At 42.1% G+C, this 16134-nt stretch carries 10 protein-coding genes; all 10 read left to right on the top strand.

Translation table 11 applies throughout. The features are described from left to right. Window positions 1-75 precede the first annotated feature (75 nt). Entirely contained in the window at window positions 76-216 is a 141-nt protein-coding gene (locus DXA57_RS17270) for a hypothetical protein (RefSeq protein WP_012744289.1), read from the top strand. A 6-nt stretch (window positions 217-222) separates the two neighbouring features. Next, entirely contained in the window at window positions 223-1311 is a 1089-nt protein-coding gene (locus DXA57_RS00905; RefSeq protein ID WP_012744288.1) for a DUF5688 family protein, read from the top strand. Window positions 1312-1387: 76 nt separating this feature from the next. Then, window positions 1388-1696 carry a hypothetical protein gene (locus DXA57_RS00900; protein ID WP_023922639.1) on the top strand — a complete coding sequence of 103 codons (309 nt, stop codon included), beginning with the start codon at window positions 1388-1390 and terminating at the stop codon, window positions 1694-1696. Between the two features lie 3 nt (window positions 1697-1699). After that, window positions 1700-9382 (top strand): DEAD/DEAH box helicase family protein, encoded by a 7683-nt coding sequence (locus tag DXA57_RS00895; protein ID WP_117764030.1) that lies wholly within the window; start codon window positions 1700-1702, stop codon window positions 9380-9382. A 76-nt stretch (window positions 9383-9458) separates the two neighbouring features. Next, window positions 9459-12215 (top strand): YodL domain-containing protein, encoded by a 2757-nt coding sequence (locus DXA57_RS00890; protein ID WP_117764029.1) that lies wholly within the window; start codon window positions 9459-9461, stop codon window positions 12213-12215. A gap of 299 nt (window positions 12216-12514) precedes the next feature. Next, window positions 12515-12721: a hypothetical protein gene (locus DXA57_RS00885; protein ID WP_012744284.1), complete on the top strand. Its 207-nt coding sequence runs from the start codon at window positions 12515-12517 to the stop codon at window positions 12719-12721. Then, complete coding sequence (locus DXA57_RS00880) at window positions 12699-13889, top strand: CHAP domain-containing protein (RefSeq protein ID WP_008703824.1); 1191 nt, start codon at window positions 12699-12701, stop codon at window positions 13887-13889. The genes DXA57_RS00885 and DXA57_RS00880 overlap by 23 nt, the downstream gene beginning before the upstream one ends. Window positions 13890-14047: 158 nt before the next feature. After that, window positions 14048-14260, top strand: a complete 213-nt coding sequence (locus tag DXA57_RS00875; RefSeq protein WP_008703822.1) for a helix-turn-helix domain-containing protein — start codon at window positions 14048-14050, stop codon at window positions 14258-14260. Window positions 14261-14265: 5 nt separating this feature from the next. Next, window positions 14266-14967, top strand: coding sequence for a VanR-ABDEGLN family response regulator transcription factor (gene vanR, locus DXA57_RS00870; RefSeq protein ID WP_004853366.1), 702 nt, complete (start codon window positions 14266-14268; stop codon window positions 14965-14967). After that, the gene (locus DXA57_RS00865; protein WP_008703821.1) at window positions 14954-16039 is read left to right on the top strand and encodes a sensor histidine kinase; all 1086 of its coding nucleotides are present in this window, start codon (window positions 14954-14956) and stop codon (window positions 16037-16039) included. Before vanR ends, DXA57_RS00865 begins: the two co-directional genes overlap by 14 nt. The last annotated feature ends 95 nt before the right edge of the window (window positions 16040-16134 follow it).

Below are 16134 nucleotides of genomic sequence, written 5' to 3'. Positions count from 1 at the left end.
CAACGGTTATGATTGGGAGCCTCTATGTGAGGCTCCCTTTTTCATACAAAAAATCACAGAAAGGAACAGAAAACTATGATGAAAGCAATGGAAAAAAGACAGGAAGCACGAAAAAACCAGGAGAAAACAGTAAAGAGAATGATGGCTTATCAGAAGAAAGCTGAGCAGATGGTCAACAGAAAAAGAATGAACCATCACATGATCAGAAAGGGGTAAAAGCGTATGATGAACAGAAAAGAATTTTATGAATATGTCAAAGACAATGTAAAGGAGTATCTGCCAGAGTCTTACAGGGACGCAGAAATTAAACTTCAGGAAGTAGAAAAAAACAATGGACTGAAGCTTACTGGCATTACAATTCCAAATGGGAATCAGAGAATCGTACCGACAGTCTATCTGGATTCCCTCTACCAGGAATATATCAATGGGAAAGATGTAGATTCTTGTGTTGGGGATGTAGCTGATATGCGTATTGAAGCACAGGGTAAAGCAGAATTTTTTGATATGGGAGTTCCGGATATTCTTGATTATGAAAAGATGAAGGACAAATTACAGATGAGAATTTGTGACAAAGAATGGAATACCGATCGTTTGGCAGACAAAGTAGTCACAGAACACGGAGATTTTGCAGCTTATTATGCAGTAAATCTGGAGGAAAATGGAGAGGGAATCAGCAGTATTCCAGTAACTGTTTCTCTGATGAACGAATGGGGAGTATCTGTCGAACAGATTCAGGCAGATGCGATGATGGCAGATAAGAACAGAGGCGTGCAACTGGTGGATATGACACAGATTATCGAATCTATGATTTTTGGAGGAACACCGAAGAATCTTTTGAATGAAAAACTGGATATGGAAACTGTGGAGAATCCAATGTTCTGCCTTACCAATGAATCTAAGATGAATGGAGCTTCCCTGTTACTGCAGGAAGATATTCGAAAACAGATTGGGGAATGCCTGGGAAGTGATTACTTTGTCATCCCATCTTCCGTTCATGAAGTGCTGATTCTCCCGGATAACGGTATTTTACAGGTTCCAGAATTAAATGCGATGGTACAGGAAGTCAATGAGACACAAGTGGAAAGACAGGAACAGCTTTCTGATAAGGTTCAGTTCTGTGACAAAAAGACCGCAGTATTGGAAAATGCTGAGCGCAGGGAAGCACGTCTGGAGAAAGAAAAAGTAGCCGAAAAAGCGGAAGTAAAAGGTGGAATCCATGGAAGATTGGAGAAAGCTAAGGCAGAAATCAAGGCAAAAGGGACGGATACAATCCCAAAGAGTAAGGCGAGAGATCTTGCTACAGCATTATAAAGTGAAAAGAAAACGATGGCTTATGGGGACTGTGCAGAGCAGTCCCCAATTTTTTGAAGTTGGAGGAGAAAAGAATATGGATTGGTGTTTATATGGTGAAGACAAAAGGAGGGAAATTGATAGAGATTTAAAACCGGAATATCTTTTGGATGATTTACGGAGATATCAGGATGTATTTGGCGAAGAGTTTGGTGTGAAAGAACTTCTTATGCTGGAGGATATCAGGGTAAAGGCTATGATTGCCGGAGCACTTGCAGATATGCCGGAATTTCTTGTTGATCAGATTGGAAAAGCAAATAATAGCAGTAGCTTTCCTTCCGTGACAAGGGCAATGGAACGGATTGCCGATGTTGTAGAAGAAAAGTGGGAAGAAGAAAGGGAGTAACAGATGGCAAATAAATTATATGCAATGGAGCAGCTGACGGAGGAAGTGGCAAAGGACGTTTCCGCTAATCCGCAGGAGTGGATACGTTTTCTAAATACTGCATCCAGGCTGTACCGGTACACTTTTCCGGAACAGCTCTTGATCTATGCACAGCGTCCGGGAGCAACAGCGGTGGCTTCCATGGAAATCTGGAACCAGAAGATGTACCGATGGATTAAAAAGGGTTCCAAAGGAATTGCCCTGATAGATAACACATCCGGACCAAAAACGAAGTTACGATATGTTTTTGATGTGCAGGATACTTATAAGGTAAAAAATCTTGGCAGAGATCCACAGTTATGGAACCTTAATCCGGAAGGAGAACAACTGGTGGCAGATTATCTGCAGGAACAGCTTGCACTGGAAACAACAGAGGGAGGCTTGCCAGAGGTTCTTCACCAGGCGGCAGAAGAAAGTGTGCAGGCCTGGCTACCGGATGCTTTCGATGAATTGCAAATGGATGTATCAGGTACTTTTCTGGAAGATTTGGACGAGCAGAATCAGAAAGTGGAGTTCCGGGAATTGATGACAAACAGTGTCTGGTATGTATTACTGAACCGATGTGGACTGGATGTACAGGAATATCTGGATGCAGAGGATTTTCGGCATATTACGGATTTTAACCAGTTAAAGGTTATGGGACATCTTGGAAGTTCTGTGAATGAGATCAGCAGACCGGTATTGATGCAGATTGGACGATATGTATTGGATGATCTGGAAAAAGATCTGAAAACGGTTGCAAAAGAAAAGAAAGTAGCTTATAATAAATTTAACACGTTAATTCGTGAAAGTGAAACAAAGAACACAGAAGATAGAGAAAAAAATAAGGAGGAAACAGAGCATGAGAGAGATCACTTACAGCCAGAACGGAGAGTATCAGATTCCAGATATCAGCCTGGAAGAGACAAGAGGAACAATCGGGAAGTACGGAATGATGAGGAAAGAGTATCTGAGAAATTACAAGGTAGCCAGGTTCAACATTCTGACACTGCAGAACCGTCTGGACAGTCATCTGATGGAGATCGACAGTCAGGCAAGACAGAGAGTAGACAACCTGATGAACGAACTTCTAGAGAAAGATCCGGCACCAGACAAGATGGCAGACACAATGGCATGGACCAGACACATGAACCAGATCAAAGCACAGGCAGAGGAACTGGTGATCCAGGAGATTATTTACAGTTAAGCCTGTTCCCAACAGAAGAGGAACAGTTTGGAGAAATAAGGAAAGCGGCAGCTGCATTAGAACAGCCGGCCGCTTTTCTTATTTCCGATGAAGTAGTCGATCATATCCTTCGCACAGGTAGTGGGCAGAAAAATACACTGTTTCATATTACTGCAAGATTGATCGAAGGTCTGGACAATGAAGAAATGCAAAGCTTCCTGAAAGATGAATATGGCACCGGAGGAAAAGGATTTACCATAGATAATCAGAAAATCAGTATCTGGTACGACAACGATGGTATCCGTATCCGGCGAGGTGACTCTGCAAGAAGAAACTTTGACCGTATCGTTACGTGGGAAGAAGCTGCTGACAGGATCCGGGATATGTATGAGGAGGGAAATTACGTTGATAATCTTATCTCCAATAATGCTATCGAGCAGGAACAGAAAGAAATGACAGATCTTCTGGCACTTCATTTCCGAGATACAAATAGAAATACGGAAGAATACCGGTCTTATACGGATTGGCAGGATACCATTCGGAACGCTTGGACAGATCCAGAAGGAAAAAAAGAAATCTATCAGCAGTTTGAATGGTTACAAGCGGATATGAATGAAAATCCGAGTAATTATCATCGTTGGGAAATTCAGCACAATCCAGTATATTCTCAGCGTTTTCGTGACCTTCAGAGAGATTTCTCCTGGGTGGATCAACAATTTAAAGTAGAACGTCTAGGGCTTTCCTTTATCACACAGGATGAAATTGATGCAGTGTTAAGAAGAGGTGGCATTACTGCCGGAGGACGTAACCGGATTTACGAATATTTCATGGAACATTATGATATGAAAGATGCAGCTGAGTTCCTGAAAAATGAATATGGAACAGGTGGTTCTTCACCCGGAATACCAGGAGCAGGTGCTTCCGACGCATCACATGATGCAAAAGGATTAAAACTTGCAAAAGGAAAAATTGGCAATCCAGAAGTAGAAGTTCTATTAAAGTGGAATAAGGTTGCAGAACGTGTCCGCCAGTTAATCCGCACAGATGATTATTTGTCATCGGAGGAAATGGAAAAGTACGAAGAGCGACAGGAAGCACAAAAACTGGCAGACTTGGAAGAAGCACAGCAGATGTTAGGAGAACAACAGGAGCAGGATACTTTAACCGCTGAAGATATAACTGATTTGCAATTAGTTGATTCAGAATATATGTCTGGTACCAGAACAACAATTCATGATTTTGATTGCAAAGTTAAGGGAGAAGAGAATCAACTTCAATACACATTAGAATATCATGATGATGGAGAAGGTTTCACGATTCATACGGAAAAAGATGATATTTGGAATCGAATGTCAACACAAGAATTGGAACGTCTGGATGTAAAACTTGGACAAGAAGTACTTTATTATCATTATCACAACAAAACAGTAAATGCGGATACCCTAGATAAATTACGGGAAATCAGGGAAGAAATAATGGAGGAAGAGTCCTCGTATTTCACTGCTATTTCTAATCGTGTGTGGACAGATTATGATAAAAAAGAAAAAGAATTATCTGGAGAAGTTGAGGTATCGGAAGAAAAAGAATCTTTGGAAGAGATTAACGGAATATCAGAACCGATTCCAGCAACGAACTTCCGCATCACAGATGATGAGCTTGGGCAGGGGACAGCAAAAGAAAAGTTCCGTGCCAATATCATGGCTATCCAGCTGTTAAAGAAATGTGAGGATGAGAACCGTAATGCGACACCAGAGGAACAGGAAATCTTATCCCGATACGTTGGCTGGGGAGGTCTTGCAGATGCATTTGATGAAACAAAAGCTGCATGGGAGACAGAATATCTGGAATTAAAGACGGTTCTTACACCAGAGGAATATGCGGCAGCCAGAGCTTCCACCTTAAATGCTCATTATACACAGCCGATTGTGATTGACAGTATGTATCAGGTGTTGGAGAATCTGGGATTTACAAAGGGAAATATCCTGGAGCCATCTATGGGAGTCGGGAACTTTTTTGGAATGCTTCCGGAGAATCTAAACCAGTCCAAACTTTATGGTGTGGAATTGGACAGCATCAGCGGCAGAATTGCAAAGCTGCTCTATCCTGATGCCAATATTCAGATCAAAGGTTTTGAGAAGACAGATTATCCCAATGATTTCTTTGACGTGACAATCGGAAATGTGCCATTTGGTGCATACAAGGTCAATGACCGTCAGTATGATCGCTTCAATTTCATGATTCATGATTACTTTCTTGCCAAAACGATAGATCAGTTACGTCCAGGTGGTGTGGCTGCTCTGATCACAACAAAGGGAACTATGGACAAGGCATCACCAGAAGTTCGAAAATATCTGGCAGAGAGGGCAGATCTGTTGGGAGCAATCCGACTGCCCAACACAGCTTTTAAGGCAAATGCAGGAACAGAAGTCAGTGCTGATATTTTGTTTTTCCAGAAGCGTGACAGCATGACAAAAGAGATGCCGGAGTGGGTGAATCTTGGAAGTGATACCAATGGAATTACAGTCAACCAGTATTTTGCAGACCATCCTGAAATGATTCTGGGTGAGATGAAAGAAGTATCGGGTCCATATGGTATGGAAACAACCTGTATGCCGATAGAAGGTGCTGACCTTGAACTCCAGCTTGCAGAAGCGGTCAAGAACATTCATGGAAGCATGGTATCGGCAGTAGATGTGGAAACAGAACTGGATGAGATGCCAGAGAGTATTCCGGCAGATCCGAATGTCAGAAATTACAGCTATACGGTGGTAGATGATCAGGTATATTACCGTGTCAACTCTTTGATGAATCAGGTGAAAATGCCTGCCGCCACTGCAGAACGTGTGAAAGGCATGGTTGCAATCCGTGATACTGTTCGTGAATTGATCGCCATGCAGATGGAGGAATTTGTAGCAGACGAAGAAATCCAGAAACAGCAGGAGAAACTGAATCAGGTATATGATACCTACACAGCAAAGTATGGAGTCATTGGAAGTAATGCTAACAAACGTGCATTTTCTGATGACTCTTCTTATTGTCTGCTGTGTTCACTGGAAGACTTGAATGAAGATGGAACGCTGAAACGAAAAGCGGACATGTTTACTAAGCGAACCATTAAAAAGGCGGTCGCTGTGACAAGCGTTGAGACAGCCACAGAAGCACTTGCATTGTCTCTTAACGAAAGGGCAAAGGTAGACCTTCCTTATATGGCAAAGCTGACTGGAAAGACCGAAGAGAAAATCACAGAAGAACTGGTTGGAGTTATCTTTAAGAATCCACTGACAGACCAGTGGGAAAGCGGAGATGAATATCTGTCCGGAAATGTCAGGGATAAATTAAATACTGCGAGAACCTTTGCAGAGAATCGTCCGGAATTTACACCGAATGTCCGTGCATTAGAGGCAGTTCAGCCGAGAAATCTGGAAGCGTCTGAGATTGAGGTGCGTGTTGGAGCTACATGGATTGAGCCTTCGGATTATCAGGCTTTTATGGTGGAACTGCTTCATACCCCGTGGTATCTTGCACAGAAGGAAATACAGGTAAAATACTCTGAGGTCAATGGTGAATGGCGTATTACTGGAAAAAATGCAGATAGTCCAAGGAATGCGTTTGCCTATGCAACGTATGGAACTGAGAAAGCAAATGCCTATAAGATTCTGGAAGATACCCTGAACCTGAAAGATGTCCGCATTTATGATAAGAGTGTCAATGAGAATGGTGATGAAATCCGTGTCCTCAATAAGAAAGAAACCATGCTGGCATCACAGAAGCAGGATGCCATGAAAGCAGCATTTAAGGATTGGATTTTTAAAGATCAGCAGAGGCGTGAAAGACTGGTAAAAGTTTACAATGAACGATTTAACAGTATCCGTCCCCGTGAATATGATGGCAGTCATTTGACTTTCCCAGGAATGAATCCGGAAATAGAGCTTCGCCCGCATCAGAAAAATGCTGTTGCACATCAGCTTTACGGAGAGAATGTGCTTCTGGCTCATGTAGTAGGAGCTGGGAAGACTTACGAGATGGTAGCGGCTGCAATGGAGAGCAAACGTCTGGGATTATCACAGAAGAATTTATTTGTCGTGCCGAATCATCTGACAGAGCAGTGGGGAGCAGAATTCCTGCAGTTATATCCGGGAGCCAATATCCTGGTAGCAACCAAGAAAGATTTTGAACCGGCGAACCGGAAAAAGTTCTGTGCCAGAATCGCTATGGGAAATTACGATGCTATTATTATTGGTCATTCCCAGTTTGAGCGTATACCAATCTCTGATGAGAGGCAGGAAGCTATGCTGCGGAAGCAGATTGATGATCTGGAAATGGCGATTCAGAGTGCAAGGTATGAACAGGATGGCGGACGTTATACCGTCAAACAGATTGAAAAAACCAGAAAGACACTGCAGACAAGGCTGGAAAAGCTGAATCAGAAAGAAAAAAAAGATCAGGTAGTTACGTTTGAAGAACTGGGAGTAGATCACTTGTATGTAGATGAAGCACACAGCTATAAAAATGCGTTTCTCTATACAAAAATGAGGAATGTAGCCGGGATTGCACAGAACGAAGCACAGAAGTCGGCAGATATGTTCAATAAATGTCAGTATCTGGATGAGATTACTGGAGGAAAAGGCATTACTTTTGCCACGGGCACACCAATCAGCAATAGTATGACGGAATTATATGTTATGCAGCGATATCTGCAGAACAGTAAATTACAAAATATGGGACTTGGACTGTTTGATTCCTGGGCTTCCACTTTTGGAGAAGTTGTCACGAGCATCGAACTTGCTCCCGAAGGAACAGGATATCGTGCAAAGTCCAGATTTGCACGGTTTTATAATATCCCGGAACTGATGAATATGTTCAAGGAGATTGCAGATATCAAGACTTCCGATCAGTTAAAGCTTCCTGTGCCGGAAGCAGAATATGAAACAGTGGTGCTGAAACCAACGGAACAGCAGAAAGAAATCGTAGAAAGCCTTGGAGAACGTGCGGAAGTTGTCAGAAATGGCGGAGTAGATGCCGCGGTTGATAATATGCTGAAAATCACCAATGATGGAAGAAAGTTAGCATTGGATCAGCGTTTAGTGAACGAATTATTGCCAGACAATCCGGAAAGCAAGATATCAGTCTGTGCAGAGAAAAGCTATGAAATCTGGAAAGACACAGCAGCACAGAAATCAGCACAATTGATTTTCTGTGATTTGAGTACACCGAAAGGCGATGGCAGTTTTAATGTCTACGACGACCTGAAACGGAAACTGATGGAAAAAGGAGTGCCGGAAAAAGAGATTGCTTTTATTCATGATGCAAATACAGAAGCAAAGAAGACGGAGCTGTTTGGAAAAGTGAAATCCGGACAGGTTCGTTTTTTGATTGGTTCTACAGCAAAGATGGGTGCAGGAACCAATGTGCAGGATCGTCTGATTGCGTTGCATCATCTGGATATTGGCTGGAAACCATCTGACTTGGAACAGAGGGAAGGACGTATTATCCGTCAGGGAAACCATAATAAAAAGGTTCATATCTTCCGGTATGTAACTGAATCCACATTTGACAGCTACATGTGGCAGTTGATTGAGAACAAGCAGAAATTCATTTCTCAGATTATGACCAGCAAAGCACCTGTGCGAAGCTGTGAAGATGTAGACGAAGCGGCACTTTCCTATGCAGAGGTCAAAGCTCTTGCAACCGGAAATCCGGCAGTAAAAGAGAAGATGGCATTGGATGTTGATGTGGCAAAATTAAAACTTTTAAAAGCCAACCACATGAATAACCAGTATCGACTGGAAGATGATATTGCAAGGAATTTTCCACAACAGATTGCAAAACTGACAGAGATCATTGACAGCTACAAGGCAGACATCGCTCATTTTTCTGAGTACAAAATCACAGATCCAGAGCAGTTTTCTATGGAAATCAGTGGCAAAGTGTTCACAGAAAAGAAAGAGGCAGGAGCGGCTCTTCTGGCGGTCTGCAAAGAAATTAAGTCTGTGGATGCAGCTATGGATATTGGAAGCTATCAGGGATTTAACATGAGAATCCAATTCGACAGTTGGAGCAAAGAGTTTATCCTGTCTGTAAAGCATGAATCGGTAGCTAAAGTTCGATTGGGAGCCGATGCTCTAGGAAATATCACTCGTATCAATAATCTTTTAGAAAGTTATCCGGAGAAACTGGCAGAAGCAGAACAACGGCTGGAAACGGTACAGGAGCAGATGACAAACGCCAAAGAGGAAGTCGGGAAGCCATTTCCAAAAGAAGAGGAACTGAACCAAAAACTGGAGCGACTGTCAGAGTTAAATGCACTTCTCAATATGGATGAACGGGAAGATACAGAAACAGAGCAGTCGGAATCAAAAGAGAAAGAAGAAAGACCGGCACGAGGTTCTATCCATGAGAAACTGCAGATTTATAAGGAAAAGAGTCAGCGGGAAAGTGAAACTGGCAAGGAAACCAGAAAACGGGACTTCGGTCTGGAATAAAGAGGAAAGATGGCATAATTTGGTAGAAGAAGGTTCTGTCGGTTATGCCATTTTTTAGAACACAGGAGGAATTTATATGGCAAGAAACAGGATAACGGGTAGAGAAACACAGAAAATGCAGGAATACACGCAGGGACAGATCAGTCAGGCAGAGCGTAGAGGCATAGAATTTCCAACAGATGTAAAAGAACAGCTTTTTGAATATGCGAATCTGATCGGTGAGGAAGAGAAAGTTAGGACTCTGGTAAGAAATCTAGCAGATGCAGTGATCCAGGCAGATGAAGAAGGGGTAGAGGATCTACTGGATGATGCAAGAATGGATATTCAGGATCTACCAGATCCAACCATAGGTAAGCTGGAATTACGTGATTATGGATATACAGCAGAAGACATGGTGCCGCTTAGAAAAGAAGCAGCTTTGGATTATCACAGAATGGGTTCTAAGATTTATTGCCTGGGCAGCGATGGCAGCAAGGGAGAGTATGCAAGTAAAGAAATGATACAGGCGCATGAAGGTCTGTTTGGCATGGAATCGCAGATGTGGGAACGGATAGAGGAGAATGACCTGGATTATGCCGATGAAGATTTTGGAGCATTTCAGGAGCCTATGAGTGTCATTGAGCAGGAAGAAGCACTGAAATTATACGATGCCGGAGCAGATATCTATCTGATCACTAATTTTTCATCACCAATGTATGTCACGGAACGCATGGAAATTGAACGAGGACCGGAGCATTATCAGATGTCTATGACAGAACTGGAGCGTTTCCGTAACCTGGAATGGGAAATGCAGAAATATCCGCAGATTCAGTCTTTGAAAGAGGCAAACCTGTTGTTAGGAACAAGGCGAACCTTTGGTATTTATCAGATCAAGGACGATTCACCGGGCGAAAACTATGCATTTATGAATATGCGCTTTATTGAAAGTCATGGTATGCAGATAAAAAAAGAAGATTATAAGCTGGTCTATGTTGGGGAATTATCGGGAAATATGTCACTGGATGATATTTTTGAAAGGTTCAACATTGATAGACCGGAAGATTTCCGTGGGCATTCCCTGTCTGTCAGTGATATCATAGTTCTGAATGACGGGGAAAAAGTAACCGCTCATTTTGTAGACAGTATCAGTTTTGAACAGCTGGATTCTTTCCTGAATCTGGAAGAACAGGTTCTTAGTGAACTGGCATATGAGGTAGGAGAACGTTACTTTGCTATTCAGAGAACAGAAGAAGGATATGATTATTCGTTTTACGATGAAGATTTTCGTCTGATGGATGGTGGCGTCTATGAAAATGATCAAATTTCTATTGAAGAAGCGGCAGAGGAACTTCTGGAAGACGAAGGCTGGACTGGAGAACGCATCCGTGGAGATTATGATCAGTTGATGGAAAAAGTAGAAGAAATGGATGAAGTTGTAATGGCAGAGATTCAGAAAAGCCAGGGCGAATATAAGCCTTTGGCAAAGGTGGAGGAACTGGAAGAGGCGAATTATAACATGATTGATAACGTCCTTAATAATATGCCACCGAAGAAAGAGCCTTATCTGGAATATTTCGCCACAGAATGTGATGAGTTCCATGATATGGGAGCTTATGAAAAAAGTACCGATGTTAATCAGATTGCTGCGGTCTATGAAAAATATAGGGAGAATCCTAAAACTGCGTATCTGGGATGCTCAATGGGAATTATTTATCGTGATCCGGAAGACAGTTACTATGATGAAGCCGAATTTGCGATCGTTAAAGGGAATACCGTATTCGGAAATCTGATGGATGATGTTCGATTTTATGGAGAACTTGCACTGGTACGGGAAGGGATCGAGAAAATTCATGAAGCATTGCCGGACTACAAGTATGTACCGATGAGGGATGTTCGAGAAGCAATGTATCCTGAGAAAATGACCACAGAACAGCTGGCAGAGGCACTGGATGAGATTGCAGAAGCTTTTGATCCGTATGAGTATCGAGATAATGTGGAGAGGGGAGAAAATACGGTGCAGGAAGTAATGCTGGATTTGAGAAGTGGAAATATTCATTCCTATATTTCATATCTGAAGGATATTGTAGACGAAGAATGCGATCTGTCTGTTCGTGCAGGAGTATTGATTGAAAGACTGAAAGCCTATGAACCTGAACTTCCAAAGGATATGGAACCAATGGTGTATGTAAACTATTGTGAAGAAAGTGATCTCATGAATCCAAGATGTCAGAAGCTGTCTGAGCTGGATGCAAAAACAGCAGAAATGGATAAAGAATGGTATGCAAAACGTGATCCGAAGACAGAGGAACCTACAAAAATTGCAAAGATATATGTGACTGTATATTATGCGGAAAAAGGTGAACAGATGCTGCATCATTTTAAGAAGTCAATGGATATTGGAAATGGACATGGCGGTATTGTGAGTCAGTTGAAGTATGATAATGAAATGAAGCTTACAGATGAGTATTGGATCAATTACCAGAAAGGCAAAGGAAGTGAAGAGTTCCAAAAGTATATGGAAGATCTGACAGACATGCAGAATCATGTGCTTCCGTATCTGCAGAGTTTTTGCAATCTGGAGGAAAAAGGTGTGAAGGAGAGACGAGAACAGCAGATAGCAGAAAGATATGAAGGAAGAGCAGATGAGAGGGTAACAAGTACCGAAGCGAATGAAGTTGTTAAGGATGTAGGAAAAACAGATAGAAAACCGGCACAGCAGAAGCAGGCGGTAGATGGAAAAGATAAGAAATTATCCATTCATGAACGGCTTGAGATCAATAAGAGGATTATTCAAGAAAAGCAGGGAAAAGATAAAACGGAGAGAGGAGTTGATTTGGGTGTAAGGACAGTGTAGAATAAGCAGAACGAGTCGGAGGTCATGGATGATAACGTGGCTTCCGGCTTTATTGCGTATTGTCGGAAGAATTATAAATGGTATAATGAATGTAAATGCGATAAAAGAATGTCGCCTGTTATGCGACTTCCAAATGAGAAAAGTGTGCTATTCTGAGATCAAACAAGAGGCTAATAGAGTCAGGAGGATGACATTATGAGTAAAAAAGGATATAGCAGACCAGGATTCTTTGGATCCATAAACCATTATGATGCAAACGGAAAAAAGTAGGCGAGAGCAGACCAGGATTCTTTGGTGGTATGAACGACTATGATGCAAATGGAAAGAAAATCGGACATAGTTCGCCTTCCTTTTTTGGTGGTATGAATCATTATGACAATAACGGGCATAAAGTAGGTGAGAGTCGACCAGGATTCTTTGGCGGTTTAAACCATTATGATGACAAGGGGCATAAGCGGGGGCATAGCAATCCAGGATTTTTAGGTGGATTCAATCATTACGGTTAAAACTGCACAGAGAGCAGCACAAGCGGCAAGGGCTGCGGCAAAAGCCGCCGTGGTTACGGTAAAGGCGATTGCCAAAGCGACCGCACTTGCCATTAAAGCGATTATTGCCGGAACGAAAGCCTTGATTGCCGCTATCGCCGCAGGCGGCTGGGTGGCGGTTTTGGTTATTATCGTGATTTGCCTGATTGGTATGATCCTCGGCTCAGTATTTGGCATTTTCTTCTCAGACGAAGATTCCGGCACTGGAATGAGTATGCAGACCGTTGTGCAGGAAATCAATACCGAATACGATACCAAGCTGCAAGAGGAAAAGAACTCGGTATCCTATGATGTTCTTGAAATGAGTGGCAGCAGAGCCGTTTGGAAAGAGGTGCTTGCCGTTTACTCTGTAAAAACGAATACGGATCAAGATAACCCCCAAGAGGTTGCCACAATGGACGATGGCAAAAAGCAACTCTTAAAAGACATCTTTTGGGAGATGAATCAAATATCTTCCCGAACAGAGAGCAAGACCGAAACAGTTATTACCGAAACCGATGACGGACACGGTAATATCGTGGAAACTGAAAGCACGGTCACACAAACCTATCTGTATATTACCGTCAGCCACAAGACTGCCGAGGAAATGGCGGCGCAATATGGTTTTAACGAAGAACAGAAAGGCTACCTCGCTGAACTGCTTGCAGATGAAAACAATTACCTTTGGTCACAGGTGCTTTACGGCATTACAGGCGGCGACGGACAGATCGTGACCGTTGCACTCTCTCTGGTTGGCAATGTGGGCGGTCAGCCGTATTGGTCGTGGTACGGTTTTAACTCCCGTGTAGAATGGTGTGCTTGCTTTGTATCTTGGTGTGCCAACGAGTGCGGCTATATCGACGCTGGAGTTATCCCAAAATATGCAGGCTGTGTCAACGGAGTACAATGGTTTAAGGATCGTGGACAATGGCTGGATGGCAGCGCCGAGCCTGCCCCCGGAATGATTATTTTCTTCGATTGGGCAGACGAAAGTGGTCAGGATGGATTATCCGACCATACGGGTATTGTTCAAAAGGTCGAAAACGGCAAGGTTTATACGGTCGAGGGCAACTCCGGCGACAGTTGCCGAGTCAATGAGTATTCTATCGGTTATTACGAGATTCTTGGCTACGGCGCACCTGCCTATTAAAATACACAAGCCGCCTGCATTTTGCAGGCGGTTGGATTACATATCAGAAAGATATTGTGCCGGTTTGAAAACTAAAAGTCTCAAAATACAGACTTAATAATTGCGATTTCACTCTCAAAGTGCTATAATACAAACTATATTTGGGTGGAGGTGCGGAAATGAAAGTACGGTACAACAAACTTTGGAAACTTCTGATTGACAAGGGAATGAAAAAGAGTCAATTACGAGAAGCGGTCGGGGCAAGCAAAAGTACATTTGCGAAACTCGGAAAAAATGAAAATGTTACCCTTCCCGTGCTGTTGAATATATGCGAATACTTAGAGTGTGATTTTGGCGACATAATGGAAGCCGTACCCGAAAATGAGGTGTAGGATCAATGAACAAGAAGATTTTAATTGTGGATGACGAAAAAGAAATCGTTGATCTGCTTGAAGTGTATTTGAGTAACGATGGTTATTCAGTATATAAATGTTATAATGGGTTAGAGGCGATGAAATGTATCAAACAGTCGCAGATTGATTTAGCGATACTTGATATTATGCTGCCGGATATTGATGGTTTTCGACTTTGCCAAAAAATTCGGGAAAAGTTTTACTTCCCTATTATTATGCTTACCGCCAAAATTGAGGATAGCGACAAGATTATGGGGCTTACGATTGGTGCGGATGATTATATAACGAAACCGTTTAATCCTTTAGAGGTTGTGGCAAGAGTAAAGACGCAATTAAGGCGTTATCAGAGCTATAACAGTCCTAATTTGAGCCAATCCGAAGAAAAAGACGAGTATGACATCAGAGGTCTACTGATAAACAGAGTCAGCCACAAGTGCTACTTGTATGGCAAAGAAATAGCCTTGACTCCGTTGGAGTTTTCTATTCTGTGGTATCTGTGCGAACATCAGGGTAAAGTTGTCGCCTCGGAGGAATTATTTGAAGCCGTGTGGAAAGAAAAGTATCTTCGCAACAGTAACAATACGGTAATGGCGCACATTGGGCGGCTTCGGGAAAAATTGAATGAACCTTCAAAAAATCCGAAGTTCATTAAAACTGTTTGGGGGGTAGGGTATGAAATTGAATAAAAAAGAAAAAAACTATCTGCTCTCTACCTTGTTCAAAGGGTATGTAATTCAATGTGCGATTTGCTCTGTGCTTATTTTTGGCGGTACTTTTCTTTTAGGAATTATGGCAGAGGAAATTCTCCGCAAGTATGTTTTGTATTATTACTTGTATTACAGAACAGTATATCTTTATATAGTGGCTGTAATCGTGTGGGGTGGCTGTATTATATACATGACATACCTACTTTTGAAAAAAGTAGTCGCCTATGTGTACGAGGTACAGGCTGCGACAGGAAAAATGTTCGATCAGAATGTCAGTTACATTGAAATGTCCCCGGAGTTGAGTGAAATCGCCGCTAACATCAATCAGTTAAAACAAGAGGCTGAAAGTAATGCAAGGCTTGCAAAAGAAAATGAGCAGCGAAAAAATGACCTGATTATGTATCTTGCACACGATTTGAAAACACCGCTTTCTTCTGTAATCGGGTATCTTACTTTACTGCGTGATGAGTCGCAAATCTCAAAGGAACTTCGAGAAAAGTACCTTTCAATCACTCTTGGTAAGGCAGAACGGTTAGAGGATCTGATTAACGAGTTTTTCGAGATAACACGATTCAATATATACGATATTACATTACAATACACGAAAATCAATTTAACTCGCCTGCTGGAGCAACTTGTATATGAATTTAAGCCTATGCTCAAATCAAAGAATTTGCAATGTAATCTTTGTGTTGATGATGATATAATGCTTCGATGTGACGCAGACAAAATTCAGCGTGTTTTTGATAACCTTTTGAGAAATGCGGTTATCTACAGTTTTGAAAATACGGATATCACGATCAGCGCACAATGTCAGGAAGATACGGTCAGCATTATTTTTTGTAACCACGGCGATACTCTGCCGGAAGAAAAGTTAAACAGGATTTTCGAGCAGTTTTATCGGCTTGACGCAGCGAGAAGTACAAGCAGTGGAGGAGCTGGATTAGGTTTGGCGATTGCAAAGCAGATTGTTGAACTACACAATGGTACAATCGTTGCAGAGAGCCAAGAGGATCAAAACAAGTTTTCAATTACTTTGCCGTTGGCGTAGGAAAATTGTAAGAATTTGCATAGAAAAAAAGAGGAATATCTTACGAGCAATCAAGAAAATACGGGCTTCTGTTTTGGTACAATAAAAGTATCAAG

Source organism: Blautia sp. OF03-15BH (assembly GCF_003463065.1).
Classification (GTDB): domain Bacteria; phylum Bacillota; class Clostridia; order Lachnospirales; family Lachnospiraceae; genus Limivivens.
Note: the sequence above shows the minus strand (reverse complement) of the source record. Positions and strands in the feature narration are given on the sequence as shown.

What these genes read in the sequence shown, in the direction of transcription:
- DXA57_RS00890 (WP_117764029.1), top strand. Translation starts at nt 9,459, where the DNA reads ATGGCAAGAAACAGGATAACGGGTAGAGAAACACAGAAAATGCAGGAA.
- DXA57_RS00865 (WP_008703821.1), top strand. Translation starts at nt 14,954, where the DNA reads ATGAAATTGAATAAAAAAGAAAAAAACTATCTGCTCTCTACCTTGTTC.
- DXA57_RS00900 (WP_023922639.1), top strand. Translation starts at nt 1,388, where the DNA reads ATGGATTGGTGTTTATATGGTGAAGACAAAAGGAGGGAAATTGATAGA.
- DXA57_RS00895 (WP_117764030.1), top strand. Translation starts at nt 1,700, where the DNA reads ATGGCAAATAAATTATATGCAATGGAGCAGCTGACGGAGGAAGTGGCA.
- DXA57_RS00875 (WP_008703822.1), top strand. Translation starts at nt 14,048, where the DNA reads ATGAAAGTACGGTACAACAAACTTTGGAAACTTCTGATTGACAAGGGA.
- vanR (WP_004853366.1), top strand. Translation starts at nt 14,266, where the DNA reads ATGAACAAGAAGATTTTAATTGTGGATGACGAAAAAGAAATCGTTGAT.
- DXA57_RS00905 (WP_012744288.1), top strand. Translation starts at nt 223, where the DNA reads ATGATGAACAGAAAAGAATTTTATGAATATGTCAAAGACAATGTAAAG.
- DXA57_RS17270 (WP_012744289.1), top strand. Translation starts at nt 76, where the DNA reads ATGATGAAAGCAATGGAAAAAAGACAGGAAGCACGAAAAAACCAGGAG.
- DXA57_RS00885 (WP_012744284.1), top strand. Translation starts at nt 12,515, where the DNA reads ATGAACGACTATGATGCAAATGGAAAGAAAATCGGACATAGTTCGCCT.